The sequence below is a fragment of the Rhizobacter sp. P2_G4 genome, from assembly GCF_056403575.1.
Genome location: NZ_JBFUFG010000006.1, coordinates 214,299 through 240,885 on the forward strand (window position 1 = coordinate 214,299; position 26,587 = coordinate 240,885).

The window sequence follows — 26,587 nt, forward strand, 5'->3', positions numbered from 1 at the left end:
ACTGTGGATCGGCTCATTCTAGGAGCCTGCACTCGCCATGGCTGTTCAGGCGGCACAAGCCCTGCCGGTCTCCCAGTCGAACTCGCGCCAGCCATCCGGCACGCTGGGAATTACCTCCACGATCTCGAAGTAGCGCTGGCCGAAGAACGCGTGCTCGTGCAGGGCGGCCACTGCATCGCGGTATTCGGGCATGTCGGTCGTCTCCCACATCAGCACGTCGGAGCAGCGGCCCGAGAAGCCGCTCGAGTCGAAGAAGCGCACCCGCACCGAGGGAAAGTGGTTGTAGACCTGCATCAGCGCGCCGTCGTACACCTCGTCGCGGCGGGCGCGGTCGAGGGCCAGCCAGTGCGGCGTGGCCTTGAGCAGCATGAAGACGGTGTAGGGGCGGGCGGGCATGGGTGGTGTCCTCGGGGAGTTGACGCGGCGGTGGCCGAGGCGAGATGATGCGAGCTTCTGCTCATATTTCCAACTCGCATTTCGGACCGACCCATGAAGACCGTGCTCAGCCCTCGCAAATCGCCGCGCCAGGCGCGTTCGCAAGCCACCGTCGAGGCCATCCTCGATGCGGCGGCTCGCGTTTTGGTGGAGCGGGGGTATGCCGCGACCAACACGAACCTGGTGGCCGAGCGTGCCGGCGTGAGCGTGGGCTCGCTGTATCAATACTTCCCGAACAAGGACTCGCTCATCACCGCCTTGCACGACCGCCATTCGCGGCAGATGAACGAGGTGATCAACGACGCCTTCGATCGCAGTGCGGAGCTGAATTTCGACGATGCGCTGAGCACCCTCATCGAGGGCCTGGTGGAGTCACATCGGGTGGAGGCCGGCCTGCACCGCGTGCTCGAGATGCAGCTCGCGGGGCATGAAGACCTGGACAGCCACGCCAAGGCCGATGCCGCCATCAGCCAACGCATCGTCGAGCTGCTGCACCGCTACAGCGACGACATCAACGTCCCTCACCCCGAGCTAGCGGCCTTCACGTTGATGCACTCGCTGCACGGCCTCGTGCACGCGGTGGTGCTGGACCTGCCGGAGGGCGTGCCGCTCGAGCACGGCACGCGCGAGATCGTGCGCATGGCCAAGGCCTACCTTCAAGCCAAGGGCTGAAGGCCGCCCTACGGGTTGGCCGACTGGCTGTCTCGCCGACGCAGCGGCAGGGTGTCGGGTGCGTCCATCACGGGCGGCTGGGTGGGTAGCGAATCGGTTGCGGGCGGACTCGCCTCGGCCACCACGCGCGCATGGCGTTCGAAGGTGAAGTAGGCCCAGGCCCAGTCGATGAGCACCACCAGCCGGTTGCGAAAGCCGATCAGGAAGTAGATGTGCGCGAAGAGCCAGAACAGCCACGCGAAGAAGCCCGAGAAGCGCAGCGCACCGAACGCCGGCACCGAGAGGTCGACGACCGCCGCGCGCCGGCCGATGGTCGCCAGGTTGCCGTAGTCGCGGTAGTAGAAGGCCCGCGTCGGCTCGCCCTTCATTGAACGCATCAGGTTGCTTGCGGCCAGCCGGCCCATCTGCTTGGCGGCCGGGCTCACGCCTGGCACCGAGGCGAGCCCGCTCGGGCCGTAGCTCTTGGCGGCAGCGAGGTCGCCGATCACGGCGATCTCGGGGTGATCCACCAGCGTCAGGTCGGGCTGCACCAGCACGCGGCCTGCGCGGTCGAGCGTGGCGCCCGCGGTGGTGGCGAGTGATCTGCCGAGCGGTGAGCCTGCCACGCCGGCTGCCCAGATCACCGTGCGGCTGGGCAGGTGGGCCGCGAGTTCCACGTCACCTTCGTTCGAGACGTAGCTCACGCCGCTCTGGCCGATGGCCGTCACGGTGCAATTTGTACGCACGTCGACCTTCAATCGCTTGAGCTGCTCCTTGGCGCGCTGTTGCAGCGCAGGCACGAAGCTGCCGAGCACCTTGTCCGAGCCTTCAAGCAGCACCACGCGCGCGTGCTTGGAGTCGATGCGGCGGAACTCGCGCGACAAGGTCTGCTGCGCGATCTCGCTCAGCGTGCCTGCCATCTCCACGCCAGTCGGCCCGGCACCGACCACCACGAAGCTCATCCACTCTGAGCGCTCGATCGGGTTGGTGCAGCGCTCGGCGTGCTCGAAGGCGCCGATCACGCGGGCGCGGATGTTGAACGCATCCGCCAGCGTCTTCAGCCCCGGCGCATACGGCGCCCAGCCGTCATGGCCGAAGTAACTGTGCGTCGCGCCGGCGGCCACGATCAAATGGTTGTAGCCGAGCCGTTCGTTGTCGTCGAGGACCACGGCGCGGGCGTTCGCGTCGATGGCCGTCACCTGGGCTTGCAGCACGGTCAGGTTGCCACGTGCAATCTGTTTGCGCAGGATGTGGCGGATCGGTGCCGAGATCGCCGGCGCACTCAGCCCCGCCGTGGCCACCTGGTACAGAAGCGGCTGGAACAGGTGGTGGTTGGTGCGGTCGATCAGCGTGATCGTCACCGGCGCCTTCGACAGCGCGCGCACGGCCTCCAGGCCGCCGAAGCCGCAGCCGATGATCACGACATGCGGGAGATCAGGAACAGAAGATTTCATGGAGCGTGACGCCTGTCAGTGCGCGGCTGCTGCGGGTTGATCGAGGCGGTGAAGCGCGCGAGACAACATCTGCCGCGCGATCAAGCGATGAAACGGCATGATCGTCGCGAGGTACACCCGCCCCAGCCGGTTGTGCGTGCGGACCACCGTGCTTGTCGTGACGCGGCACCCTTTGCCTTGCGGCTCCACATGCACCCACACGCGAAAGTCGAGGTGCTTGTCGTCCTCGCCCAGCACGACCTCGGTGGCCGTGTCGCTGCGCACCGGGAAGATGCCGACCTTGCCCTCGCGCCCGCGGGCGATGAGGCCCTTGCTGGTCTTCAGGCCGACCAGGCTGACGACGCCATCGCGCACCGCCATCAGAGAGCTGACCCAGCGTGGCGGGTCTTCGAACATGCCGCGAGCCACTTGCATCGCAGTGACGTCGGCGCGGTTGATGTGGCCGCTGAAGGCGTCACTGAAGTCGCTGCCGGGCAGGCCGGCACTTGCAAAGGCCAATGCGGGTGTGGGCACTTCAGTGATGGCATTGGTTGACGTAGTCATGACTTTCGTCCTTGTTGTCTTCCGCTGGCCAGATTTTCCACAAGGTGGCGGTAACGGGAGCATTCATGGTTCATGCCAGTTGGGCCAGCAGGTTCAAACGTTGCATCACGGTATGCGCCCGCTCGGCGAGCGACTCGTCGGGCACGATCATCCCGATGAGGGTGTCTTCGAAACCGGGCTTCGTCAGCCAAGTGCTGCATTGCTCGGCCAGGTAGCGGCGCAGGTCTTCGGGAGCGACTTCCACTTCGGGCACCAACTCGGGCCGGCCGTCGACGAGGTTGACGATGTCTTCGGCGTCGTGGCTGCCGAGCAGGTCGTTCTGCCCGCGGCCCGCGAAGGCCTCGAACTTGGTGGCCATGAAAGCGGGGGCGCCGATCAGCCGGATGGCCGTGCCGCTCGGCAATTGCACGCGCTGCGCTCCTGCCACGGCCTGCGGGTACCAGCGATTGGAAAAGCCGAGCACGCTGGGGTCGGTGGGCATCAGGTCGACTTCGAGCCGCTGGTAGCGCCAGCGGCAGATCGGCGCATCGGGCGACACGTCGCGCTGGAAGCCCAGGCGCGAGAACTCGCCTTCGAGCCGGTGGTAGGCACTCAGCGGCGCCACCTCTGCGATCAAGTCCACGTCGTAGGTCACGCGGGGTGGGGCTGCGGCCGGGTCGGTGAGCAGCAGGCCCACGGCGCAGCCGCCCACGAAGACCACCTTTTCGCGCAGGTCGCCCAGCGCCTTGGCGATCATTTCCACCTTGGCCACGTTCGGGTCGCTCGGGTTCATGTGTTGGCGCAGTTCACAGGAATTGCGATTTCAAGAGCTTCAGTGCTGCGTCTCGCTCACGCGCCTGGCCCATGCGCAGTGCATCGAGCAGGGCCATCGCGGCGTAGAGCCGCGCGTCCTTCAGTGCTGCTTCCGGCACCGAGGAGTAGAGCGGCGCCAGCGACAACCCCCGCGACGAGCCTTTGGCGTGTGGCCATACTGGCGGCGGATCGGCCGAAGGAGCGATCACCTCATTGAGCGGCGCGGCCGCGTAGGCCGTGGGCACGCCGCGCGTGAGCCCGCCCTGCACCGGCGGGAAGGCGTAGCGGGCGCCGTGGTCCAGAAACTCAAGCAGCGCGGCCTTCAGCACCTGCGGCTTCCGCTCTTGAAACAGCACCAGCCGCGAGGCCGCGGCGCGCTTGAGCGAGGCATGCACGGCCGAGACGGCCAGCCCGGTGAGTGCCGCGAGGTCGGGGTACAGGCTGGCCGGAGGTTCGGCTCGGCTCAGCAGGGCCATTAGCACATACAGGTCTTGCGGCTTGAGGGCAATTTGACGGTTGCTGATCTTCGGCATTCTTATTTCTTGAAATGAGAAACGACCGTTAATATTAAAGGTAATTTGGCGGATCAACCTGGTTGTTCTCAATTCGAGAAATGAGAAACAGCAGGTTGCCCCTCCACCACGCCATACCGCCTCGGACATCTCTGCCCGAGGCAAACCGTACGAGTCCGCGAGCCGCGCAGGTCGACGCTTATGCCGCCGGCTGCGCCGCCAGCAGCTTGCTGCGCACCATCTGAATGTGGCTGCGCAGCGAATACAGCTCGTCGGCGTAGCTCAGCGGCACGCTGACGCCTTCGACGCCTTGCTCGATGTCGGCCAGCTCCTTCATCAGCTCGTCAGTAGGGCGCTTGCCCTGGGCTTCTTCCACCACGCGCAGGCGGCCGTACCAGCGGAAGACGCGCGAGCGGATGCGGAAGGTGTAGAGCGGCGGCACCACGCGGCTCAGCGGGATCAGGATGGCGACGATGGACACCAGCACCACCCACATGCGGTCGACCAGGTTGGCCAGCCAGAACGGGAGGAAGCGTTGCAGCACCGGAACGCCGGTCGCATAGAAACGCTGCGCTTCGGCGGCGATCGGGCGCTCGGTGTTCTTGATGTTCGGGAAGTCGCCCTTGTGCTGGAACCAGCCCGCCTCGCCGTGGATGGTTCGTGCGGCCTGCACGAAGAGCTGGATCAGCGCCGGGTGCGTGCTCTTGCGCGAGACCAGCGTGGCCGTGGGCGCCACCAGGCGCACGTCGGTCGGTGGCAGGTCGCCGGCCAGGTCGACGATGCCGCGCGGCAATGTCACCGGGCTGATGAATGGGAAGCGGCGCGAGTACGCATCGGCCTGGGCGAAGTTGAAGAGCTTCACGCCCGGCGTCTGCAGCAGCATCTGCACCATCAGCGATTCGGGTGCCGAGGCAAAGGCCACCGCGTCGATGTTGCCGGCCAGAAAGCCCACGACAGCGGGCGTCTGGGGTTCGCGCAGCAGCGTGAGCGTCTCCTTGTCGATGTGGTTCGCGTCGATGAGCTTGCGCATCAATGCCGGCACACCGCTGCCGCGTTCGCCGATGTTGACCTTCCAGCCCGGCAGCTGGGCGAGGCTGGTGAGTGCCACTTCCGGCTCGGGCTCGGCTTTTGCGCCGCGCGGCTTGGCCGGCTTCTTCGGGTCAGCCAGCAGGCGCTTGGCCGAGTCTTCGCGGTAGAACAGCCACACCGGTTCGTAGAACAGGCTGCCGAGCGATACGAGCTCTTCCTCTTGCTCGTCGAGGGCGAGCTGCTTTTCGTCGGACCCGCCTTGCACGAAGGCGATGTCGACGCCGGAGTTGTCGTCGCGCAGCAGCTTCAGGTTCTCCGACGCACCCTTGGTGGACCGCAGCTCCACCGTGATGCCATGCTGCTTCAGCAGTGCGGCATAACGCTTGCCGAACTCGGCGTACGCGCCTTGCTCCACGCCGGTGGCGAGCACCACGCGTTTGGGCGGCGTCGGGTCGAGGACCCAGTAGGCCACGACGAGCAGCACGATGGTGAGAACGATGAACGGCCCGGCCGTGGCCAGTACGTCGCGGAAAGAAAGCAGGGTGTTGCGCAGAACTTTTGGCATGGTGCAGCTCGAAGGCAGGTGCGGCCTGCACGATACCGTATGCTTTTCGGCGCCCCGCCTGCCCAACCCCGTTCGGGTATGCGCCGTCTGATTTCCTTTCAACCCTTACCCACCCAATGCGCCTGCTCCTTGTCGAAGACGACCGCATGATCGGCGAGAGCCTGCGCACCACGCTGCGCCAGGAGGGCTATGCCGTCGACTGGGTGCGCGACACCACCGCCGCCCAGGCCACGCTGGGCAGCGAGCGTTTCGACCTGGTGCTGCTCGACCTCGGCCTGCCATCGGCACCCGATGCGGCGCCCACCGGCGAAGGCGGCCTTGGCGTGCTGCGCTGGCTGCGCGGCCGGCAAGACGCCACGCCGGTGATCGTGCTCACCGCGCGCGATGCACTCGGCGATCGCGTGTCCGGCCTCGATGCCGGTGCCGACGACTACCTCGTCAAACCCTTCGAGCTCGACGAGCTCAATGCCCGCATGCGAGCCGTGCTGCGCCGCCACAGCGGCCGCGCGCAATCCACGCTCACCCACCGCGGCGTGACGCTCGACCCGGCCACGCGCCAGGTCAGCAAAGACGGCCAGCCCGTGCTGCTCTCTGCCCGCGAATTCGCGGTGCTCGAAGCGCTGATGACGCGGCCCGGCGCCTTGCTGTCGCGCGCGCAGCTCGAAGACCGGCTCTACGGCTGGGGCGAAGAGATCGAGAGCAACGCCGTCTCGGTCTACATCCACCAGCTGCGCCGCAAGCTCGGCGCCGAGTTCATCCAGAACATGCGCGGCGTCGGCTACTTCGTTCCGGCATGAGCGCGAAAGCCGGCCCGTCCTCCGCACGATCGCGCACCTTCGGGGCAGGAGCGCGGGTACGTGGGGGCTGGATGAATTCGATCCGCGTTCGGCTGCTGCTCGCCCTGCTGGGCATGCTCGCACTCGTTGCCCTCGTGATGGGCGTGGTCACCTATCGCAGCGTGCTCACCGAAACCGAAGCCCTGTTCGACTACCAGCTGCGCCAGATGGCGCTCTCGCTGCGCGACCAGGGCGAGATCCCCGCCGACCAGGCCGATGCGCTCGCGGATGAACAGCTCGACTTCGTCGTGCAGATCTGGACCATCGACGGCCGCAGCATCTACGCCACCCGCAACCACAGCGAGCTGCCGAGCCGCGCGCTACTCGGCCTGGCCGACGTGGGCGTGAACGGCGAAACGTGGCGCACCTTCAGCGTCGCCACACCGGGCCGCGTGATCCAGGTGGCGCAGCCGCTGCGCATTCGCCAGCGGCTGGCGGCCAACGCGGCGCTGCACAGCATCACGCCGATCTTGTTCCTGGCGCCGGTCATGGCGCTGATGGCCTGGTGGCTTGCGGCATTGACGCTCGCGCCGCTGCGCCGCGTGGTGGCCGAGGTGCGTGCGCGCGACGGCAAGCTGCTGCAGCCACTGCCCGACGCAGGCTTGCCCGACGACGTGTCGCCGCTGGTCGTCGCACTAAACGGTCTGCTCGAGCGGCTCGGCCAGACGCTCGACACCCAGCGTGCGTTCCTCTCCGACGCCGCCCATGAGCTGCGTTCACCGCTCACCGCGCTGAAGCTGCAGATCGAGACACTGAAGCGCGCTCACGACGAGCCGACGCGTGGCGCGGCCATCGCCACGCTGGCCGACGGCGTGGACCGCGCGGCCCGCATCGTCGAGCAGCTGCTGACGCTCGCGCGCAGCGAGCCGGGCGCGCCGGCCGCGGCCATGGAGCCACTGGACCTGAGCGAGGTCGTGCGCCAGGCCGTGGCCGACACGGTGCCCTACGCCTTGTCGCGCGGCAGCGCCTTCGAGTTGTTTGCCGACGAGCCGGTCAGTGTGCGCGGCGATCGCGTGGGCCTGGGCGTGCTGGTGCGCAACCTCGCCGACAACGCAGTGCGCTATTCACCCAAAGGTTCGCGCGTGGAGCTGCGCGTGTTCAGCGATGCCGGCGTGCCGACGCTGCAGGTCGACGATGCCGGCCCCGGCATTCCGTCGGAGGAGCGCGAGCGGGTGTTCGATCGGTTCTATCGCCGGGCCACGGGGGACGAAGAAGGCTCCGGCCTGGGCTTGGCGATCGTGCGCAGCGTGGCGGCTCGGCATGGGGCGGCGGTTTCGCTGGATGCCTCGCCGCTGGGCGGGTTGCGGGTGCAGGTTCGGTTCGCTTGAGCGGCGCCGAAAGAATCTCTTCGTTGTGACTGCCTAACGGAACGCTGATCAGTCACCCATCGGCAAAGTGATCGACACCCTCAACCCGCCCTCGGTGCGGTTCAGCAGCGCAATCCGCCCACCATGCGCTTCGGCGATCTCGCGGGCCAGCGCCAATCCCAAACCCGTGCCGGCGCGCTTGGTCGAATAGAAGGGCAGCAGTGCCTGCGCGAGCACCGTCTCGCTCATGCCCGGCCCGCGGTCGCTCACCTCGAAGCGCAGTTCCTGCCGGGCGCTCACGACGCTAAGCGTCACCTCGTCGTCCGGCCCGCCCGCTTCATGCGCGTTCTTCAGCAGGTTGATGAGCGCCTGCTCGATCTGCGCCGCATCGAACGAGCCGGTCTCGCGCGGCAGCTCGCCGACGAGGCGGAATGGGTTCTGCGCTGCCAGCCCGTCGAGAAACGACGCCAGCACCACGCGTTCGATGCGCGGCGCCGGCAGCTTGGCGAAGCGCGCGTAGCCGTCGAGAAAGCCGTGCAGGTGCCGCGCTCGCTCGCCGATGGTGGCAAACACGCCTGGCAGGCGCTCCATGTCGCCGCGGCGCGCCAGCTCGGCGCCGGTGTGCGCGAGTGACGAGATCGGCGCGAGGGAGTTGTTCAGCTCGTGGCTGATGACACGGATCACGCGCTTCCAGGTCGCTACCTCTTGCCGCGAGAGTTCGCGCGTCATGCGGCGAAACAGCAGCAAGCGATGCGGACGCCCTTGCAATCGGAACTGCCGCTGCGACAGGTGGAAGGTCTCTTCGCTACCCTCGAGCGTGACGCTGAAGAGTGCGTCCACACCGGCATCCACCGCCTGCGCGAGGCCGGGCGGCGTGTGGCGCAGCAGCTCGGTGAAGTCGCTGCCCTCCAAGCTGCGGCCTTCGCCGAGCAGCTGGCGCGCGGCGATGTTGGCGTAGGCCACGCGCTGACGCGTGTCGGTCAGCACCAGCGCGACCGGCGTGTTCTGCACCACGGTGTCGAGCAGAAGCTCACGCTGCGCGAGGTGCTGGCGCTGGTCGCGCAACGCATGGCCGAGCGCGTTGTGCTGGCGCACGAGTTCACCCAGTTCGTCGTGGTGGTCGGCGGCGATGGAAACGCTGAAGTCGCCGTCGCGGTAGCTCAACACCGCCGTTTCCAGCGAGCGCAGCAGGCGGCGCAGCGGCGCCATCCAGCGTTCGGCGAGCCAGAGTGCAAGCAGCACGGCGACGACCACGGCCGTCACCACGATCGCTGTCCCACCGGGGACCCATGCGGCCCAGGGTGCGCGGCCACCGTTGCTCAACCATGCTTGCCAACGCGGCCAATCGCTCACCACCGCATGCAGCAAGGCGCCGGCCGATGCGGCCAGCAGCAGCGCTGCGGCCAGGCGAAAGCGCAGCGTGTTGATGCGCACGCTCAGGTCGACGAAGCCAGGCCGTAGCGCTCCATGCGCCGGTACAGCGCCTGGCGCGACAAGCCGAGTGCAGAGGCGGCACGGCTCACCACGCCATCGGCCTGCGCCAGTGCAGCGACCACCACCTCGCGGCTCGGCTCATCGAGGTTGCGCGCCGACGCCGAGCTGGGCGCCGGCAGGCCCAGCAGCTCCGGCGTGATCGCACCATCGCGTGCCAGCAGCGCGGCGCGCTCGATCACGTTCTTCAGCTCTCGCACATTGCCCGGCCACGGGTGGGCCAGCAGCAGGTCGAGTGCCGCCTCGCCCAGCGTTGCGCGGTTGGCGAGAAAGTGTTCGGCCAGCGGCAAAACGTCGTCGCGCCGGTCCGCGAGCGAGGGCAGCGTCACCTCGATCACGTTGAGCCGGTAGTAGAGGTCTTCGCGAAACGTGCCGGCCTTCACCATCGCCTTCAGGTCGGCGTTGGTGGCGCTGAGCACGCGCACTTTGGCTTGGCGCGTTCGGCTCGAACCCAGCCGCTCGAAGCGCCCGGTCTCCAGCACGCGCAGCAGCTTTACTTGGCCGCTCAGCGGCAGGTTGCCGATCTCGTCGAGAAACAACGTGCCGCCATCGGCCGCTTCGAATCGGCCTTCGCGCGCCTTGGTCGCGCCCGTGTAGGCACCGCTCTCGGCGCCGAACAGTTCCGCCTCGATCAGGTCGCCGGGCAGCGCGCCGCAGTTCACCGCGACGAAGGGCCCGCACTGCACCGCCGAGTTGGCATGCACGATGGCGGCGATGCGCTCCTTGCCGCTGCCGTTCGGCCCGGTGATCAGCACCGGCACATCGGCCTTGGCCACCTGGCAGGCCAGCTCCAGCGTGCGCGCCATCGCGTCGGATGCGAACACGATGCCGTTTAGGTCGTAGCGCTTGGCAAGTGCTTCTCGGCGCACACGGCGCTCGTCGCGCACGCGGGCCACCTCGCGTGTCGACTCGGCCAGCTCCAGCAGGTTCTCCACCGTGGCCAGCAGCTTGGCGTCGTCCCACGGCTTGGCGAGGTAGTCGGCGGCGCCGGCCTTGACCAGCTCCACCGCAGCTTCAAGCCGCGTCCACGCCGTCAGCAGGATCACCGGCAGGTCGGCGTGCTTCGCGCGGATGGCGCGGAACAGCGCGGCACCTTCGGCACCCGAGGTGGTGTCGGCGCTGAAGTTCATGTCCTGGATCACCACGTCGATGCGCTCGCGTTCCAGCAGCGCCAGGCCCTCGGGCGGGCTCAGCGCCGTGAGCGCGCGAATGTCGTGCAGCGAGAGCAGGAGCGACAGCGCCTGGCACACGGCCGGGTTGTCGTCGATGATCAATATGGATCGCATGTCTTCAGCTTAACCGGCTCATCAAGCTCCACGCATCACGACGACCGGTGGCAACGCGGCAGCACGCCGTGCCGGCCCCAGCACCGCGATCTGCCCCAGCGCCCACAGCAGCACCGCGCCGATCGGCAGGCACACCCACGGCAAGCGCGGCAGCTCGTAGTAGGTCATCAGCACCTGGTTGATGCCGTACGCGCCAACCATGCCGATTACGATGCCGATGCTGGTGAGCAAAAAGTTTTCCGTCTGAAAGTAGCCGAGGATCTGCCGGCGTGAGGCGCCGAGCGCACGCCGCACGCCGATCATCCGGGTGCGTTGCTGCACCCAGAAGCTCGCCGGGCCCACGATCCCGAACGCAGTGACGACGAGCAGCGCCAGGCACACCGCCACCAGGAGCGCCGTCATCCAGCGGTCTTGCTGGTAGTACTTGTCGCGGATGTCTTCGAAGGTTTCTTGTCGCGTCACCACGCGCCGGCTGTCCAGCTTCTCGAGCGCCGCGACGGCGGTCTTCAGCACGGCCTCGCGCTGCGCGCTGTCCACGCGCAGCAGGTAGGCGCCTTCGCTGAAGGCGGGCCGCACCGGCACGATGACCACGTAGTCGCCCGCCGCGTTCAGCGGCCGCGGCGGCGCGAGGCGGTCGACGATGCCGATGATGCGGCTGGGCTTTTCGAACAGGTAGATCTGCTGGCCGATGGCCGGCTTGTCGGGGAACAGACGCTTGGCCGTCACGCGGTCGAGCATCACCGACGGCATCTCCAGCTTGTCGTCATGCTCCACCTGCGATTGCAGGCGGAACTCTTCGGGCGTGAAGTCACGCCCTTCGACAAGCCGCACGCCGAGCGTCGCCAGGCCTGATTCGCCGAGCAGGTAGAACGACGCTTCCAGCGTGGGCGCCGGTTGGTCGTGCTCCAGGTTGATGCCGGTGTCCGACGAGTGCTCGCCGAAGGGAAACTGGTTCACGGAGGCCACGCTCTTCACGCCCGGCAGGTTGCGCAGCGTGGCCAGGTCTTGCACCGTGATCGCGTCGTCGTTCTCCACGTTCTGCGAAGGCGTCAGGCGGATGTGCAGCAGCTCGTTCTCGGCCACGCCGGTGGGGGCCGACATGCGTTCGCTGCGGTCGGCAATCAGGAACACGGCATTGCTGACGATGGCGCAGGTGAGCGCGATCTCCAGCACGATCAACGCGGCCGCAGTCTTGTGGCGGCGCAGTGTCGAGAAGATGGGGCGGATGTCCATGGTCGATGCTCCTCGTGGTTATGGTGTCGTGTTCATTGCGACTTGAGCTGCAGGGCCGGCGTCACCTGGCATGCACGCCAGGCCGGCAGCAGGCCCGCAAGCAGGCTGGCCAGCAGGGCACTCAGCAAGGTGATGAACAGCATGGGTGCGTCGATCTGCGCGAGCTGTGCGTAGCTGGCGGGGTTCTGGCGAACACCCCACAGCCCGAGCAATGCCAGGCCCAGGCCGAGCACACCGCCCACCACGCCGATGGCACCTGCTTCGACGAGGAACTGCGCAAAGATCGCCTGCTTGGTGGCACCCAGCGCACGCCTCACGCCGATCTCGGAGGCACGCCGCAGGCACTTGGCGAGCAGGAGGCCAATGGTGTTGGTGAGGCATACCGCCAGAAAGCCGAAGGCCAGCCACATCTGCAGCCGCACGTCGCTCGGCACGACCTTCCTGAACTCCAGCCACTCGGTCACGTTGCGCAGGCGCACGTTGGTCGGCCGCTGGTAGCGGCCAGCGGCGCGCTGCTGGTCGGAGTGGTTCATCAGGTACTGTTTGTACGACGCGGCATCCGCCGCGGAGGCCAGCTCCACCCAGTACTGAATCCATGCGCAGGGTGCGTTCACGGAGCGGCGGTCTACCGTGTTGCCGTTGCCCCAGCAGCTCAGCGAGCCGACGATGCGCAGCTGCTGCTGCAGCGCGGTGGTGAAGGGCACGAAGAGCTGCTCGGTGTCGGCATAGCGGCCGCCGATCAGGTCGTAGAAGTGGGGGATGGGCCGCCAGCGGGCGAGCACGCCGATGATGCGCAGGTCGTGGCCGCCCACGTTCAGCGTCTTGCCGGTGCTGTCGGCACCGCCGAAGAGGCGCTGGTTCAGTTCCTCCGAAATCACCGCCACCCGTGCCGACGCGGCGTCGTCTTCGGCGCTCCATGCGCGGCCGTAGCGAAACGGCGTGTCGAACATCGGGAAGAAGTCGGCCGAGGTGTAGCGCGCGGTGGCGAAGAAGGGCTTGATGTCACCTTGCTGCGGCTGCTGGGCCGGCTGCACCGCCACGTTGCCGCCGGTCATCATGGCCTGCCGCAGGCCGCGCTTGTCGCGCAGCATCGCCTCGGCGTCGAAACGCGAGAGCTGCAGCGGCGGCTCCGAACCGAGGGGCGCGCTGCCGCTGGCCTGCGCGTCGAGCTGCACGTAGAACAGCCGGTCGCTCTTGCCCGGAATAGGGTCGGCCGAGAGCACGTGGTAGACCGTGAGCGTGGTCATGCTCGCGCCGATGCCGAGCGCGATCGCCAGCACCATCAGCGCGGTGAGGGCGGGGCTGCGGCGAAAGCTGCGCAGGGCAAGGTCGAGGTAGTAGCTGAACATGGTTCCCTCCTACTGAAGCAAGGCGTTGACGGCGGCGAGATCGGTCTCGCCGATCGCACCCACCGCCTGCTGCAGCAGCAGGCGGCTGAGGATGAACTGATGGCGCGCTCGCGAGTACGAATCCTGCGAACCCGCGAGCGTCTGGATGGCGAGCAGCAGGTCGGTCATCGTCTGCGTGCCCAGGCCCTGGCCGATGCGGGTCGACTCCAGCGCCTTGCGGGCCGAGTCCACCGCCACGCGCGTGGCCTCGATCTGCCCGATGCCGGCGAGCACGCTGCGGTACTGCGCCAGCGTTTCGCGGGCCACGCGGCGGCGGCGCAGCTCCAGTTCGTCGCGCGCGCCATCGCGGCGGTGCAGCGCCTGGCGCACCTGCGCCTGCGTGGCCCCGCCGGCGAACAGCGGCACGTTGAGCGTCACACCCACGGTGGTCACGTTGCGGCCATCGGTGTTCGATGCTGGCACCGGCCATGCGGCGGAGCGGCCCACCCCGAGCGCCGCGTTCAGCGTGGGCAAGTGCCCGGCGCGCGCGGCGGCAATGTCTTCGTCGGCGGCCGCCACGCCGCGCTGCTGGGCCTGCAATGTCGGGTTCTGGTTCAGCGCCACGTCGACCCAGGCCTGCGGCTCGGCGGGCGAGGGCGGCAGCAGCGGCAGGTCATCGCGCAGCGTCTTCAGGGGGCCGACCGGCTGGCCGGTGATCTCGGTGAGCGCCTCACGCGCGTCGGCCAGCGCCTGGCGCGCGGCGATGGTCGAGGCACGTGCCCGTGCGTGGTACGCCCGCGCCTGCTCCACGTCGACCGAGGCCGTCAACCCGTTGCGAAAGCGCTGGGCCGACTGCTCCACCTGCTGGCGGAACGCGTCTTCATTTGCCATCACGGTGGCCAGCGCGTCTTCGGCCGTCAGCACGTCGAAGTAGGCTTGCGCCACGCGGGCGCACAGCGCCTGCTCGGTGGCGCGGTAGCTGGCGTCTTGCGCATCGGCCAGCGCCAGCGCCGAGCGCAGCTGCGAGAGCCGGCTCACGTCCACGAGCACCTGGTTGAGGTTGGCCGACACGGCTCGCGCGCTGTTGTTGCCGGCGCTGTCTGCGGCCACGTGCGTCTGGTCGTAGGCCACGCCGGCCTGCGCCTGCGGCAGCAGCGGCGCGCGTGCGAGCGTGACGCCTTCGCGCACCGCCCACCGCGCTGCGTTGGCACCTGCGAGCACCGGGTCAGCGCGGCGGGCTTGCTGATAGACCTGCAGCAGGTCTTCGGCATGCGCGGCAACGGGCAGCGCCATGCACAGCGCGGTCAGGCTGGCGGTTAGACGAAACCGGCGCATCGCTTCTCTCACCCGCGTTTTGTCCTGAACTTTCACGCCACCACGGCGTCGTCGCGCGAGGTGTTCAGGCGCAGCTCGTCGGACACATCGACCACCTGGCCGTCGACCACGTGCACGTTGCGCTGCGCACGTGCAGCGAGCTGCGGGTCGTGCGTCACCATCACGATGGTGGCGCCTTCGCGATGCAGGTCTTCCAGCAGGCTCATCACGCTGCGTGCCATCTGGCTGTCGAGGTTGCCGGTGGGCTCGTCGGCGAGCAGCAGGCGTGGCGAGCCGGCCAGTGCGCGGGCAATCGCCACGCGCTGCTGCTGGCCGCCCGACAGCTCGGCCGGGTAGTGGCGTGCGCGTGCGCCCAGCCCCACGCGCTCCAGCGCATTGCGAACCCGCGTGCGGCGCTCTTCGCTCTTCATGCCGCGGTAGCGCAGCGGCACCTCCACGTTGTCGGCCACGTTCAGGTCGGGGATCAGGTTGAAGGCCTGGAAGATGAAGCCGATCTTCTCGTTGCGGATGCGCGAGCGCGCGTTGTCGTTGAGCTGGCCCACCTCCACACCGTCGAGCTGGTAGCTGCCGCCCGTGGCGGCTTCGAGCAGCCCGGCGATGGTGAGAAACGTCGTCTTGCCCGAGCCCGAGGGGCCGGTCACGGCCACGAATTCGCCTTCCTTGACCTCGAGGTTGAAGGCGCGCAGTGCATGCGTCTCCACCACTTCGGTGCGGTAGACCTTGGAGAGACCGGTCATCTTCAGCATGGTGTTCTTCCTCTGTGTTGGGAGTGAAAAGTTCAGCGCGGATTCAGCGGCTCAGGGCCACCCGCTCGGCGCCTTGCAGCGATTCGCCGCCTGCAATGACAACCTCGTCGCCCACGTTCAGGCCGCTCAGGATCTCGACCTTGTCGATGCTTCTCGCACCGACGCGAATGGGCGTCTTCACCGCGATGCCGTCGCGCACCACGTACGCATAGGCCCCGCCCGATTCGTCGACGAAGCTACCGCGGCGCACGGTCAGCACGTTGTCTCGCTTGTCAAGCAGCACCCGCACGGAGAGGCGCTGGTTTTGCCGCAGCTGCCCCGGCGTGGCGCCAGCAAAGCGCAGGCGCGCCGCCACCTCGTTGGCCACCACCTCGGGCGACACGGCGCTCACGAGGCCCTGCCACGCTTGCCCGTTGCCGCCGATCTCGCCCGGCATGCCGATGGCCAGCTCGCGCGCAAAGCTCTCAGCCACCTGTACCTGCACTTCGAGTGCCGAGAGGTCGATGACGGAGAGCAGCTGCGCATCCTTCGCCACGCTCGCATGCTCGGGCACGAAGAGCTGGCCGACCTGGCCGTCGACCGGCGATTTGATGGCCAGGCTGTCGAGCTGGCGCTGCAGGTCTTTCACCAGCAGCAGCTGGCGCTGGTGGGCGAGCTGCTTGGCCTGCACGTCGAAGCGCAGGCTGTCTTCCTTCAGCTTGAGGCCGGCGGTGGCGTTGGCGAGTGCGATGCGCGCTTTCTCGAGCGTGTCTTTCGCGTGGTCGACCTGCATGCCAGCCACGGCGCCGGCCTCGAAGGCCTTCTGCTGGCGCGCAAGGTCGTTCTCGGCGGTCTTGTGGTCGATGCTCGCGTTGTCCCAGGTGGACTGTTGTGCTGCGCGCTGGCTGCGCGAATCGACCTCGGCACGCATCGCGTCGGCCTGCATCGCATCGGCGTTCGAGCGCTCCTGTGCGAGCTTGGCCGTGAGGTCGGGGCTGTCGATCAGCGCGAGCACCTGGTTCTTCTTCACGCTGTCGCCGGCATGCACCTGCAGCGTCACGGCGCCACTGGCCGGCGCATACAGCGTGGGGCTGCCCGCGGCGACGACCTTGCCTTCGGCTGCGATGTCGCGCACGAAGGGGCCACGCTCCACCGTGGCGAACGACAGGCGTGCGGCGCTCACCGAGCTGCCGGTCGAGAAGGCTCGCTGCAACGCCGGTGCGCCTAGCACCGCTAGCAGCAAGGCGGCGCCCACGCAGCCGCCGATCACGAGCAGCCGGCGCTTGCGGGCGGGCTGGGTGTCGAGCGGTCGGTCTTGAGCAGAGGTGTCGCGAATCATGGCGTGTCCGGGTGTCGCAGACGGTGCGATCTGTCCTTCAATTTGCAACTCGCGTGCCTGTGGGGCCGCCAAGGGAAAGTCCATGCGAATCAAGGGTTTGGGTGTTTCGCGGTGTGCGCCCAATGTGTCCGCGGACACTTTGGCGGACTGTGCGGACACTGCGCTCTGGCTGGTTTAACCTTGCACCCCCAGGGCCACTGACCGGCCTGCTGCATGGAGAGTTGTGCAATGAAACATCGCCGTGGTGTGCTGTCTCTCGTCGTGTCTGCCACGCTGCTCGTGGCGTGCGGCACGCAAGTCGTCAACCCCGTCACCGGCCAGGCCGAGCGCTCGGCCATGAGCGAAGAAGACGAGATCGCCGAAGGCAAGAAGGCGCACGAGCAGGTGCTGCAGGAGTACACGGCCCTTGCCGACCCGAAGCTGCAGGCCTACGTGAACGAGCTCGGCCAACGCCTCGCCAAGCAATCGCACCGGGCCAACCTGAAGTGGACCTTCACCGTGCTCGACAGCCCCGAGATCAACGCCTTCGCGCTGCCCGGCGGCTACGTGTACGTCACGCGCGGCATCATGGCCTACCTCGACAGCGAGGCCGAGCTGGCCGGCGTGATGGGCCACGAGATCGGCCACGTGACGGCACGCCACGGCGCACAGCGCGCCACGCGCCAGCGCACCGCCGGCATCGGCGTGCTCGCGGCCACCGTGCTTGGCGCGGTGCTCGAAGGCGCGGGCGTCGGCGGCGCCACCGACCTGGCAAGCCAGGTGTCGCAAACTGCCGCGGCCGGCTACATCGCTTCGTACAGCCGCGAGCAGGAGTCGCAGGCCGACCAGCTCGGCGCCGAGTACCTGGCGCGCAACCAGTACAACCCGCAGAACATGGTCGAGGTGATCGGCGTGCTCAAGAACCAGGAGCGCTTTGCCGCCGAGACGGCCAAGGCCGAAGGCAAACCCGAGCCCTCCGCCGCGAGCTGGCTGGCCTCTCACCCCAGCAACGACAAGCGGCTGGCCGACATCAAGACCATCGCCGCCAAGTACACGGGCCAGTGGGGCGAAGACTTTCGCGGGCGCTACCTGCAGGCCGTGAACGGCATGACCTTCGGCGACAGCCGCGAGCAAGGCGTCACGCGGGGCCGCAACTTCTATCACGAGCCGCTGGGCATTGCGCTCACCGCCCCCGAAGGCTGGCAGGTGAAGAACTCGCCCGAGGCCATCCTGCTGGTGAACACTGCAGCGGACGCCGGCCTCGTCGTGCGCCTGGTACCTCCGAAAGCTGGCAGCACGCACGAAGAGATCTTGCGCAACGTCGTCAAACCCGCCAGCGGCAACAGCGAGCGCCGCAGCCTCAACGGCCTGAGCGCCACGCACTTCACCGGCACCGTGCGCAACGAGCAAGGGCAAAGCAGCAACGTAAACCTCACGCTCGTCAGTGGCCCCGGCGGGCGCAACTACCTGCTTCAGTACGCGGCGAAAGATGCAGCTGCCCTGCAGCGCGCCACCACGCAGATGGCCGAAGCCGAAGGCTCGTTCCGCGCGCTCACCGCAGCCGACCGGGCGGCCGCCAAGCCGTATGTCGTGAAGACCGTGAGCTTCCCGCGGGGCGGGTTTGCGGAGTTGGCGAAGTCGTCTCCCTTGACGACGCGGCCGGAAGCGCAATTGCGCTTGCTCAACGGCGCGTTCGGCGGCGGGGCGGAGCCGGCTGTGGGGCAGTTGGTGAAGGTGGTGGGGTGAGGGGTTGAGAGAAGCGCCATGACCAGGTCGTACGCCCCCAAGCAGACCAGCACCCGCGGGCATGCCGTTCAAGTCAACGGCATCGAGATGTACTACGAGGAGTACGGGGCCGGGAAGCCTCTGGTGCTTTTGCACGGCTTTGGTGGTTGCGCACAGAACTGGCACCCCTTCACCGCTGAGCTTGCAGAGCGCCATCGACTGATCGTGGTGGATCTGCGTGGCCATGGTCATTCCACCAACCCCGAAAAGAAGTTCACACACCGGCAAGCGGCCAGTGACGTGTTCCTCTTGCTTGAAAAGCTGGAGGTTGATCGCTTCTCAGCGATGGGAATGAGCACCGGCGGGATGACGCTGCTGCACATGGCAACGAGCCAACCCAAGCGCATCGACACCATGGTATTGATCAGCGCAACCACCCATTTCCCCGAGCAGGCGAGAGCCATCATGCGCAGAGCTTCGTTTGCCACCATGCCAGAAGAAGTGCGAGAGATGTACCGGGAGTGCGCAATACGCGGTGACGAGCAGGTTCGTGAGTTGATCGCGCAGTTCAACGCCTTGCACGCAAACTATGACGACATGAATTTCACCGCGGAAAGCTTGTCGACCATCACAGCTCGCACGCTCGTCGTGCATGGTGATCGCGACAGCTTCTTCCCGGTTGAGATTCCGGTGAACATCTACCGCTCCATACCAGACGCCGCCTTGTTGATCATTCCCGGCGGCGATCACGTTCCCATCTATGACGCTGCGGTTCCATTCACTTCAACGGCTCTGCGATTTCTCAGTGAGCCGGACGGGCGGTAGCCATCAGCGGCCTGGAGACACCTACAACCATGAGTCCAACCACTGTGTCTACAGAGACCCGCGACGCTGGCCCGATCTTTTGTGCCATCTACCGCTGGCGCTTGCATCCAGGCACCGAAGACAAGTTTGTCCAAGCCTGGTCGCAAATCACCGAGTTGTTGCGTGCAGAGCGAGGTTCCCTCGGCTCTCGCTTGCATCGTGGTCCGGACAACGTTTGGTACAGCTACACCCAATGGCCGTCCGCAGCAGCGAAGGCGGACGGACTGGCTCAACCGTCTGTCGATCCTGAGGCGTGGCAGCAGCTGCGCGAATCCATCGCAGAGAGCTTGCCGGAGTTGGTTCTCGAGCCGGTTGCTGATTTTTTGGCGCCGCTTCGGTTGGATGTCGCCTGACCGTTCCGTCTAGCCGAGGTCCAATTGAATGCGGCCGCCGGTCGCTGCTAGGTTCATCGTCAAGGCGTCACAGCAATGCTCATCGTTCAAGTTGTCGACATTCTTTGGACCAAGGCTACACGTGGAGCGCCGAGGTCCAATGAGCGAGCAATCCTCAAAAGGAGCTTTGCAATTGATCTCGATGCAGTGGTCGAATGCATGGTGCAGCGCTACCGCATGTCGGAATGGGAAAGCTTCACTCCCCAAATCATCAAAGTCGAAAAGCTGCCGAGTGTTCCCGGATCAGTAGACGTTCTTCGAATCAAGGCCGAAAAGGGTGGAGCATTTGCGCTCGGAATTCTTGGTACTCCCAATTCCGGTCAACCAAGGCGTCACGCAGTTAACGGCGCGATCCAACTGCTCCCTGATCAATGGGCTCGCCTGACCGTGAACGCGCGTCACACTTCGTATTCAGGGCAGCATTACTCCGAAACCATTTTCAATGTCGCTTCCGGTGCCACGGTACCAAGCAATCGGTTCTTGCTCGGGCCACCGGACCACGACCTCGATCTAAAAGCAGACCTCTTCTGAGGTGCAAGTGGCGCCTCGCCCTTCGATCGGGCGCTGGCCATCACGAGCTTCATCTGGTCGTCGTCGCCAACGCGGCGTACGCGGCGCACGAGGCAAATGCAACTGACGCGCGCGCCCAAGGCATTGAGGTACCCTGCACCCTCACTACTGGAGAAACGAATGGCCATCCAAGCACAACGCAATCGAGCGAGATTGCATGTTCTCCGAGACAACGTTCACCGTGCCAAGCGGGCGGTGAAGCTCCGAATCCCCGGGGCTGAAGAACGCCTGAAGGCTCACCAAGCAGCGCGTCTTGCGTATGCGGAAACAGGCAAGTAAGTTCTAGAAACCTCAGGCTTCGAATGAAAGGTCATCTCGAAGCTTGACCCAACTCTCATCACAAAAGCCCTTCCATCGAGAGGCAACTCCAGGCGCGCTGACGCCAGTGCAGCTAGCTCTCCTGTCAAGCCGGCAGCTCAGGGTCGATTGCAAACCGTTCACGCGGCAGCGACGCAATCCACTTCGATGTCGAACGCGCCCGGCCATGCCGACACGCAGACGAAAATGCGCGCCGCTCGTTCAACCTACCGCTCGAAGCGACCGGAGCCCTCACGATCGTGCTCATAACGCCTCGCGAGCGGAAAAGGTGGCAACCAAGACTCGCGGCGAACGATCCAGCTTTCGTAGGTGGGCGTTAGCTGATTGGGAGAGTCCAGCGAGCCCAGGTGCACTTCGACCTCATCGGCGGTGCGCGCGAAGACAGACGATCCGCAGCGTGGGCAGAAGAACCGACCCGCGTAGTCGCGTGTTTCGCCCTCGATCGTCACCGCCTCTTGCGGGAAGATGGCTGAGGCGCTGAACACGGCGCCATGGTGCTTGCGGCAGTCGAGGCAGTGGCACAAGCCGACGCGGTAGGGCGGCCCCACAGCCACCAGCCGCACGCTGCCGCACAGGCACCCTCCGGTGAATCGATCCATGCTGCGTCTCCTTTTGAAGCAAGTTGGCCGGAGCGTTTACAACGCGAGCGCTCGTTGGCGTGAACAGGCCCTAGTAGTGAATGCCCTTCGGTGCCCCACCGCCCGCCGCAATGGCATCGCCATTGATCGCCCGTGACCGCGGCGAGCACAGGAACACCACGACATCGGCCACCTCGCTCGCATCGACGAGGTGGTTGATGGAGTTGCCGCCTGCCATCTGCGCCTCGACCGACTGCTCGGTCACGCCCTGGCTGCGCGCCCGCTCCGCGATCAACGGTGCCGTGCGCTCGGTGCGGGTGAGACCAGGGTGCACCACGGTCACGTTGATACCGGAGGGGCCCAGTTCGTCGGCCATGTTCTTGGTGAGTGCGGCGATAGAGATGTTGCGCATGCTGCCCACCGCGCTGCCGGTCTGCCGTGCGGCCAGCCCGCTGATGTTGACGATGCGGCCCCAGCCGCTGGCCTTCATGCCAGCCACGACTTCGCGTGCGCAACGGATGTAGCCCATGACCTTGATGTCCATCTCCGCATGGAAGAAGTCGCCGGTGATCTCGGCCAGCTTGGGCGGGCCGGCATAGCCGGCGGGCTCGGCAGCGGCGTTCACGAGGATGTCGATCGGCCCGCCGAGCTGCGCGGCGGCGCTGGCCACGGCGAGCTTCACCTGCTCGTCATCACCCGTGTTGGCGACGACGCCGACGACCTTGCGGCCTGAGCCCTCGGAGAGTTCACGTGCGGTGTCGGCCAGCGCCTGCGCATTGCGCGCGAGCAGCGCCACGTCCACGCCTTCTTGCGCCAGCGCCTTGGCGATGGCCTTGCCGATGCCGCGGCTGCCGCCGGTGACGAGTGCCCGCTTGCCCTTGAGTTGCAGATCCATCGCGTGTCCTTGCTGACTGTTACGGGCGATGCTATCGAGCCCTGCAGCCCCTTGTGTCGACAGGCCATTGCAACTTGCAGCGGCATCGGCGCGGAAGTGCCGAGTTGCCCACGCAAACGTTATGTTGGCGACGCGGGTTGGTCTTTGATGAGCGCACAGATCGCCGCCACGAGGACTTGCGGGCGCAGCGGCTTCGCGCAGTGCTCGTCGAACCCCGCCGCCAGTGCAGCGTCGCGGTCAAGGGGACGCGCGAATGCCGTCAGAGCCACCGCGGGGATGCGACGCCCACCGAGTTCGCTGCGGCGCCACTCACGGATCAGCTCGTACCCGTCTTTGCCGGGCATGCCGATGTCGCTGACCAGTACATCGGGCCGGTGCTGTTGCAGGCTGCTCAGCCCGCTTGCATAGCCATCAGCGCCGGTCACTCGCGCGCCATGCTCTTTCAAGATCAACGCCAGCATTTCTCGGGCGTCGTCATCGTCGTCCACCACGACGATGTGCAGGCCCGAGAGCGGGTCGAGGCTGCCCAGCTCGGTGTCGAACTGGGTCACCTCGGCGCCTGAGGCCTCCAGCGCGCTGTCGCGAGGCAATTGAACGGTGAACGTTGACCCCAGGCCGAGGCCGGCACTGGCTGCAGAAACGTGCCCGCCGTGCAGCTCGACCAAGTGCTTCACAATGGACAGGCCGAGCCCCAGGCCTCCATGCAAGCGGCTGCTGCTCGAGTCGCTTTGGGTGAACCGCTCGAACAGGAAAGGAACGAACTCCGGCGCAATGCCGCGGCCTTGGTCTTGCACGGTGAGTACGAGGCCCTCGTCATCCTGCTTGCACCGCACCACGATGCGGCCACCAGAAGGCGAGAACTTGATGGCGTTGGTGAGCAGGTTCCAGATGATCTGCTGAAGGCGGGCGGCATCTGCCCACAAGGGGCGCGTCACGTCGATCACCTCGACGACGAGGTCGAGGTTCTTCTCGCGCACCGATGCTGCGAGCGCACTGACGGCACCATGCAGCTCCTCGGCCATGTCGACTTCTTCCGGCTCGAGGTGGAGCTTGCCCAGGTCCATGCGCGACACGTCGAGGATGTCGGACACCAGCCGGGATTGAATGCGGGCATTGCGCTCGATCGAGCTCAAGGCGCGCGCTAGCATGTCGGGCGTGTCGGTCTTCTTGAGGACGTGAACCCAGTTCAGGATCGCGTTCAGTGGCGTGCGCAGTTCGTGCGACAGCACGGCGATGAACTCGTCCTTCGAGCGGCCCAGGCGCTCGGCCGAGGCGCGTGCGGCTTGTTCGCGGTCGAGCATGAGTTCTCGTTGCGCGGCCATCACCGTGCGTTCGGAGATGTCGATTGCGATGGCCAGCACGAGCCCGGGTTCGCCGTGCGGTGACAGGTTCCACTCGATCGGCACCAGCCGCCCTTCGGCATCAACCAAGGGAAAGTCGCTGCGCCAGATGCCTTCTCGCGGGCCGGCCAGCATGACTTCGAGATGGTGTATCGCGCTGGCGGGCACGAAGTCCATCATCTTGTGGCCCACCACCTCGCTCGCTTCGCGCTTGAGCATGGAGAGCATGGCGGGGTTCACCTCGACGAAGGTGAACGCCTGGTCGATGAGGCAGATGCCGCTGATGGCCTGGTTGAAGATGGCGCGAAAGCGCGCTTCGCTGCTGCGCATGCCTTCTTCGGCCGAACGCGCGCGGATCAAGGCCTTGATGGTGGCCACCAGCAACGCCGGATCAGCGGGGTGGGTGATGTAGGCGTCGGCCCCGGCGTCGAGGCCGCGCACCTTGTCGACATCGTTGACGCGCGCGGCCGAGAGATGGATGACCGGCAGGCGGGCGGACCCCGGTCGTGCGCGCAAGGTGCGGCACACCTCGAAGCCATCGATGTCGGGCAGGTGGACGTCGAGTACCACGGCGGCCGTCTCGAAGCCGACCTGCGCGAGCCCGTCGCGGCCGGTGCCGGCTTCATGGACGACAAAGCCTGCCGCCCGCAGCACCCGCGACGTGGCATAGCAGGTGGCAGGGTTGTCGTCGACCACCAGCACGTGATGGCTCACGGCGGGGTGGTCGGCTTCAGGGCTCATTGCCTGGTGCTGGTGTGCCGTCTACCGGGGTCAGGCGCACCGGCACCCTGACCCAGAAGGTGGAGCCGCGCCCCAGCTCGCTTTCGAGACCCACCGTGCCGCCCAGCAGTTCGGCGAAACGCTTGCTGAGCGACAGGCCCAACCCGGTACCGCGCAGGCGCTTCTGGATGGGTGAATCGATCTGCACGAAGTCGTCGAACACGGCGTGGTGGAACTCCGGTGCGATGCCGATGCCGGTGTCGGCCACCGCGAAGGTGATGGTGCGGTCGTCTTCGCAGCGGACCGAGACCCGCACTTCGCCGCGGGCGGTGAACTTCAAGGCGTTGGAGATGAAATTGCGAAGGATCTGCGCAAGCATGCGGTCGTCGCTGAACAGGCGCGGCAGGTCCATCGGCTCTTCGAACACCAGCAAGAGGTCGGGTGTCTTGAGCACCGGCTTGAACATGCCGCGCAGCGCGGCAAAGACGTCCACCAACTCGAACCACGCTGGCGAGATGGCCAGCCGGCCGGCCTCGACCTTGGCCAGGTCCAGCAGGTCATTGACCATGTCGCCGAACTCGGTGGCGGTGGTTTCGACGAAGCGGACCTGCCGCTCCTGCTCGGAGGTGAGCGGGCCATCCACACAGTCGATCAGCAACCGGCAGATGCTGCGGATCGAACCGATGGGTGTGCGGAACTCATGGCTCATGTAGGCCAGGAAACGGCTCTTCAGTTCGGTGGCGTGGCGCAGTTCTTCGGCCTGCACGTCCAGCTCGCTGTAGAGGGCCACCACGCCGCGATTGGTTTCTTCCAGTTCGCTGCGGAGTTCCTTCGCATCGTTCAAGGCGGCGTCGAGCAAGGTCTGCAGTGCGGCCACGTCCGGCGCAGTCTGCGCATCTGGAGCGGGCAGGTCGTGAGCCATCAGGCCTGTCGCCGTTTGAGGACGGCGACGGTCACGTCGTCGCGCCCGCGAACCTGGTCGCGCAGCAGCCAGCCGGCCACGACCGTCGGATGGTGTTGCATGAGGCTCGGCACGTCGTCAAGGCGCCAGCGTGTCTGCACCCCGTCCGAATGCATCACGAGCAGGCCATGCGGAGGCCAGTCGTAAGAAACGTCGACGAGGCGGCGAATCTGCACACCTGCCGTCCCGTGCTGGGACATCAGCGACTTGTCCGTTGCGCCAGACAACACTCGCCCGGCAATGTTGCCCGCGCCCGAGTAGGTGAAGGTGTCGGACAGGGCATCGATGCGGGCCATGGCGACCGCGGCACCGCGGGTGCCACGCAGGGCGACATGCACACGTTCGATCATCTGGCTGGGCGACATATCGCCGGCATCGAGAAGGGTCGCCACGGCGGCCTGCGAGGCCTCTCTGGCAAGGGGGCCGTGGCCCAGGCCGTCGGCCACGAGCAAGGCCGCTGATGAACCGTGGCGCGCGATGGCCCACGAATCGCCGCAGACCACCTCGCCCGGCGCCGACAGCGTGACCGCGCCAATCTCGAACACGCGCTGCCGTCTGGCTGCATCCACCTCGGATGGAAGTTCACGGCGCGCAGGGACCGCCACGATGCGGGCCAGCACCACCGTGCCGGCAGCGACCGCCGAAAAGATGTCGAACTCATGCGCCAGGCGCCTCACTGCACCCAGGCCGGTGCCGGGCGTGCCGGCGGTGGAGTGGCCGTCCGTCATGCACTGCGCGACGTCGGGGATGCCCGGCCCGAGGTCAAGCGACAGCAGCTCGACGGCCATGACGCCATCCGCCGTTTCTACCGGCGCAACGAGGATGCGCCCACCGGTGGCGTGCAGCACGAGGTTGTTGCCCAACTCGGTGGCGACGATGGCCACTCGGCCGGTCGCCACCTCGTCGAAGTCCAGGTCTTCGGCCACGCGCACAGCGGCCCGCCGCACCTCGCCCACTTGCGAGGTTTCGCGAACCTCGTAGGCAATGTGAGCGGGCGTGCCGGTCATTTCCACCGCGTGATGCTGACGCACGTGCCTTCACCCACGGCCGTGCGGATCTCGAACTCGTTGACCAGCCGCTTGCTGCCCGACAGGCCCACGCCCAAGCCGTGGCCTGAGGTCCAGCCGTCGGTGAGGGCCAGGTCCAGGTCGGGGATGCCCGGGCCCTTGTCTTCGAAATGCAGCCGCAGGCCATGCTTGATGCCATTGGTGAGCAGCTCCCAGCGCATCTCGCCACCGCCGCCGTAGACCACCGTGTTGCGCGACAGTTCGCTCGCGGCGGTGATCATCTTCGTCTGGTCGACGATGGAGAAGCGCAGTTCTTGCGTGAGCTTTCGAACCGTCTGGCGGCTCATGACGACGTCCTGCTCGTTGCGCAGCGGCAT

The 26,587-nt window shown here is 66.7% G+C and carries 26 protein-coding genes; 7 read left to right on the top strand and 19 right to left on the bottom strand.

Features of this window, described 5'->3' with window-relative positions; translation table 11 throughout:
• Positions 1-45 precede the first annotated feature (45 nt).
• A complete protein-coding gene (locus AC1DYS_RS21915; RefSeq protein WP_477903071.1) occupies positions 46-396 on the bottom strand; it encodes a darcynin family protein in 351 nt (116 codons plus the stop codon).
• 93 nt (positions 397-489) lie between these two features.
• On the opposite strand from AC1DYS_RS21915, the gene AC1DYS_RS21920 reads away from it, so the two are divergent.
• Positions 490-1,107, top strand: a complete 618-nt coding sequence (locus AC1DYS_RS21920; RefSeq protein WP_477903073.1) for a TetR/AcrR family transcriptional regulator — start codon at positions 490-492, stop codon at positions 1,105-1,107.
• Positions 1,108-1,115: 8 nt separating this feature from the next.
• On the opposite strand, the gene AC1DYS_RS21925 is transcribed toward AC1DYS_RS21920, so the two are convergent.
• From AC1DYS_RS21925 to AC1DYS_RS21945, 5 genes are all read right to left on the bottom strand, one after another.
• Positions 1,116-2,540: an NAD(P)/FAD-dependent oxidoreductase gene (locus tag AC1DYS_RS21925; RefSeq protein ID WP_477903075.1), complete on the bottom strand. Its 1,425-nt coding sequence runs from the start codon at positions 2,538-2,540 to the stop codon at positions 1,116-1,118.
• A 15-nt stretch (positions 2,541-2,555) separates the two neighbouring features.
• Positions 2,556-3,083: a DUF2867 domain-containing protein gene (locus AC1DYS_RS21930; RefSeq protein ID WP_477903077.1), complete on the bottom strand. Its 528-nt coding sequence runs from the start codon at positions 3,081-3,083 to the stop codon at positions 2,556-2,558.
• 70 nt (positions 3,084-3,153) lie between these two features.
• Positions 3,154-3,855, bottom strand: coding sequence for a hypothetical protein (locus AC1DYS_RS21935; RefSeq protein WP_477903078.1), 702 nt, complete (start codon positions 3,853-3,855; stop codon positions 3,154-3,156).
• Between the two features lie 13 nt (positions 3,856-3,868).
• Positions 3,869-4,408: a hypothetical protein gene (locus tag AC1DYS_RS21940; RefSeq protein WP_477903080.1), complete on the bottom strand. Its 540-nt coding sequence runs from the start codon at positions 4,406-4,408 to the stop codon at positions 3,869-3,871.
• Between the two features lie 178 nt (positions 4,409-4,586).
• Positions 4,587-5,981, bottom strand: a complete 1,395-nt coding sequence (locus AC1DYS_RS21945) for a TAXI family TRAP transporter solute-binding subunit (protein ID WP_477903082.1) — start codon at positions 5,979-5,981, stop codon at positions 4,587-4,589.
• Positions 5,982-6,097: 116 nt separating this feature from the next.
• On the opposite strand from AC1DYS_RS21945, the gene AC1DYS_RS21950 reads away from it, so the two are divergent.
• Positions 6,098-6,778, top strand: a complete 681-nt coding sequence (locus tag AC1DYS_RS21950; RefSeq protein ID WP_047483613.1) for a response regulator — start codon at positions 6,098-6,100, stop codon at positions 6,776-6,778.
• Positions 6,779-6,849: 71 nt separating this feature from the next.
• On the top strand, positions 6,850-8,145 hold the full coding sequence (locus AC1DYS_RS21955; protein ID WP_477903084.1) for an ATP-binding protein: 1,296 nt from the start codon (positions 6,850-6,852) through the stop codon (positions 8,143-8,145).
• 48 nt (positions 8,146-8,193) lie between these two features.
• Here AC1DYS_RS21955 and AC1DYS_RS21960 read toward each other — a convergent pair whose 3' ends face one another.
• The 7 genes from AC1DYS_RS21960 to AC1DYS_RS21990 form a co-directional block, all read right to left on the bottom strand.
• The gene (locus AC1DYS_RS21960) at positions 8,194-9,558 is read right to left on the bottom strand and encodes a sensor histidine kinase (RefSeq protein WP_477903086.1); all 1,365 of its coding nucleotides are present in this window, start codon (positions 9,556-9,558) and stop codon (positions 8,194-8,196) included.
• Between the two features lie 2 nt (positions 9,559-9,560).
• Positions 9,561-10,901 carry a sigma-54-dependent transcriptional regulator gene (locus tag AC1DYS_RS21965; RefSeq protein WP_477903088.1) on the bottom strand — a complete coding sequence of 447 codons (1,341 nt, stop codon included), beginning with the start codon at positions 10,899-10,901 and terminating at the stop codon, positions 9,561-9,563.
• Positions 10,902-10,922: 21 nt separating this feature from the next.
• A complete protein-coding gene (locus AC1DYS_RS21970; protein WP_477903090.1) occupies positions 10,923-12,134 on the bottom strand; it encodes an ABC transporter permease in 1,212 nt (403 codons plus the stop codon).
• A gap of 32 nt (positions 12,135-12,166) precedes the next feature.
• Positions 12,167-13,483 carry an ABC transporter permease gene (locus tag AC1DYS_RS21975; protein WP_477903092.1) on the bottom strand — a complete coding sequence of 439 codons (1,317 nt, stop codon included), beginning with the start codon at positions 13,481-13,483 and terminating at the stop codon, positions 12,167-12,169.
• Between the two features lie 9 nt (positions 13,484-13,492).
• The gene (locus AC1DYS_RS21980; RefSeq protein ID WP_477903094.1) at positions 13,493-14,755 is read right to left on the bottom strand and encodes a TolC family outer membrane protein; all 1,263 of its coding nucleotides are present in this window, start codon (positions 14,753-14,755) and stop codon (positions 13,493-13,495) included.
• 74 nt (positions 14,756-14,829) lie between these two features.
• Positions 14,830-15,543, bottom strand: a complete 714-nt coding sequence (locus AC1DYS_RS21985) for an ABC transporter ATP-binding protein (protein WP_047483625.1) — start codon at positions 15,541-15,543, stop codon at positions 14,830-14,832.
• A gap of 43 nt (positions 15,544-15,586) precedes the next feature.
• Positions 15,587-16,861: an efflux RND transporter periplasmic adaptor subunit gene (locus AC1DYS_RS21990; RefSeq protein WP_477903096.1), complete on the bottom strand. Its 1,275-nt coding sequence runs from the start codon at positions 16,859-16,861 to the stop codon at positions 15,587-15,589.
• A gap of 228 nt (positions 16,862-17,089) precedes the next feature.
• Here AC1DYS_RS21990 and AC1DYS_RS21995 point away from each other — a divergent pair, with 228 nt between their 5' ends.
• The 4 genes from AC1DYS_RS21995 (at position 17,090) to AC1DYS_RS22010 (ending at position 20,352) form a co-directional block, all read left to right on the top strand.
• Positions 17,090-18,586, top strand: a complete 1,497-nt coding sequence (locus AC1DYS_RS21995) for a M48 family metalloprotease (protein WP_477903098.1) — start codon at positions 17,090-17,092, stop codon at positions 18,584-18,586.
• An 18-nt stretch (positions 18,587-18,604) separates the two neighbouring features.
• Positions 18,605-19,390 (top strand): alpha/beta fold hydrolase, encoded by a 786-nt coding sequence (locus AC1DYS_RS22000; RefSeq protein ID WP_477903100.1) that lies wholly within the window; start codon positions 18,605-18,607, stop codon positions 19,388-19,390.
• Between the two features lie 29 nt (positions 19,391-19,419).
• Positions 19,420-19,782 (top strand): antibiotic biosynthesis monooxygenase family protein, encoded by a 363-nt coding sequence (locus tag AC1DYS_RS22005; protein ID WP_477903102.1) that lies wholly within the window; start codon positions 19,420-19,422, stop codon positions 19,780-19,782.
• Positions 19,783-19,857: 75 nt separating this feature from the next.
• Positions 19,858-20,352: a hypothetical protein gene (locus AC1DYS_RS22010; RefSeq protein WP_477903104.1), complete on the top strand. Its 495-nt coding sequence runs from the start codon at positions 19,858-19,860 to the stop codon at positions 20,350-20,352.
• Positions 20,353-20,915: 563 nt separating this feature from the next.
• On the opposite strand, the gene AC1DYS_RS22015 is transcribed toward AC1DYS_RS22010, so the two are convergent.
• The 6 genes from AC1DYS_RS22015 to AC1DYS_RS22040 form a co-directional block, all read right to left on the bottom strand.
• Complete coding sequence (locus AC1DYS_RS22015; protein WP_477903106.1) at positions 20,916-21,308, bottom strand: GFA family protein; 393 nt, start codon at positions 21,306-21,308, stop codon at positions 20,916-20,918.
• Between the two features lie 70 nt (positions 21,309-21,378).
• Entirely contained in the window at positions 21,379-22,182 is an 804-nt protein-coding gene (locus tag AC1DYS_RS22020; protein WP_477903108.1) for an SDR family NAD(P)-dependent oxidoreductase, read from the bottom strand.
• Positions 22,183-22,301: 119 nt separating this feature from the next.
• Positions 22,302-24,263 (bottom strand): hybrid sensor histidine kinase/response regulator, encoded by a 1,962-nt coding sequence (locus AC1DYS_RS22025; protein WP_477903110.1) that lies wholly within the window; start codon positions 24,261-24,263, stop codon positions 22,302-22,304.
• Positions 24,253-25,164, bottom strand: coding sequence for a sensor histidine kinase (locus tag AC1DYS_RS22030; protein WP_477903112.1), 912 nt, complete (start codon positions 25,162-25,164; stop codon positions 24,253-24,255). The genes AC1DYS_RS22025 and AC1DYS_RS22030 overlap by 11 nt, the downstream gene beginning before the upstream one ends.
• Entirely contained in the window at positions 25,164-26,210 is a 1,047-nt protein-coding gene (locus AC1DYS_RS22035) for an ATP-binding protein (protein ID WP_477903114.1), read from the bottom strand. The genes AC1DYS_RS22030 and AC1DYS_RS22035 overlap by 1 nt, the downstream gene beginning before the upstream one ends.
• Positions 26,207-26,587 carry an anti-sigma regulatory factor gene (locus AC1DYS_RS22040; protein WP_047483637.1) on the bottom strand — a complete coding sequence of 127 codons (381 nt, stop codon included), beginning with the start codon at positions 26,585-26,587 and terminating at the stop codon, positions 26,207-26,209. The genes AC1DYS_RS22035 and AC1DYS_RS22040 overlap by 4 nt, the downstream gene beginning before the upstream one ends.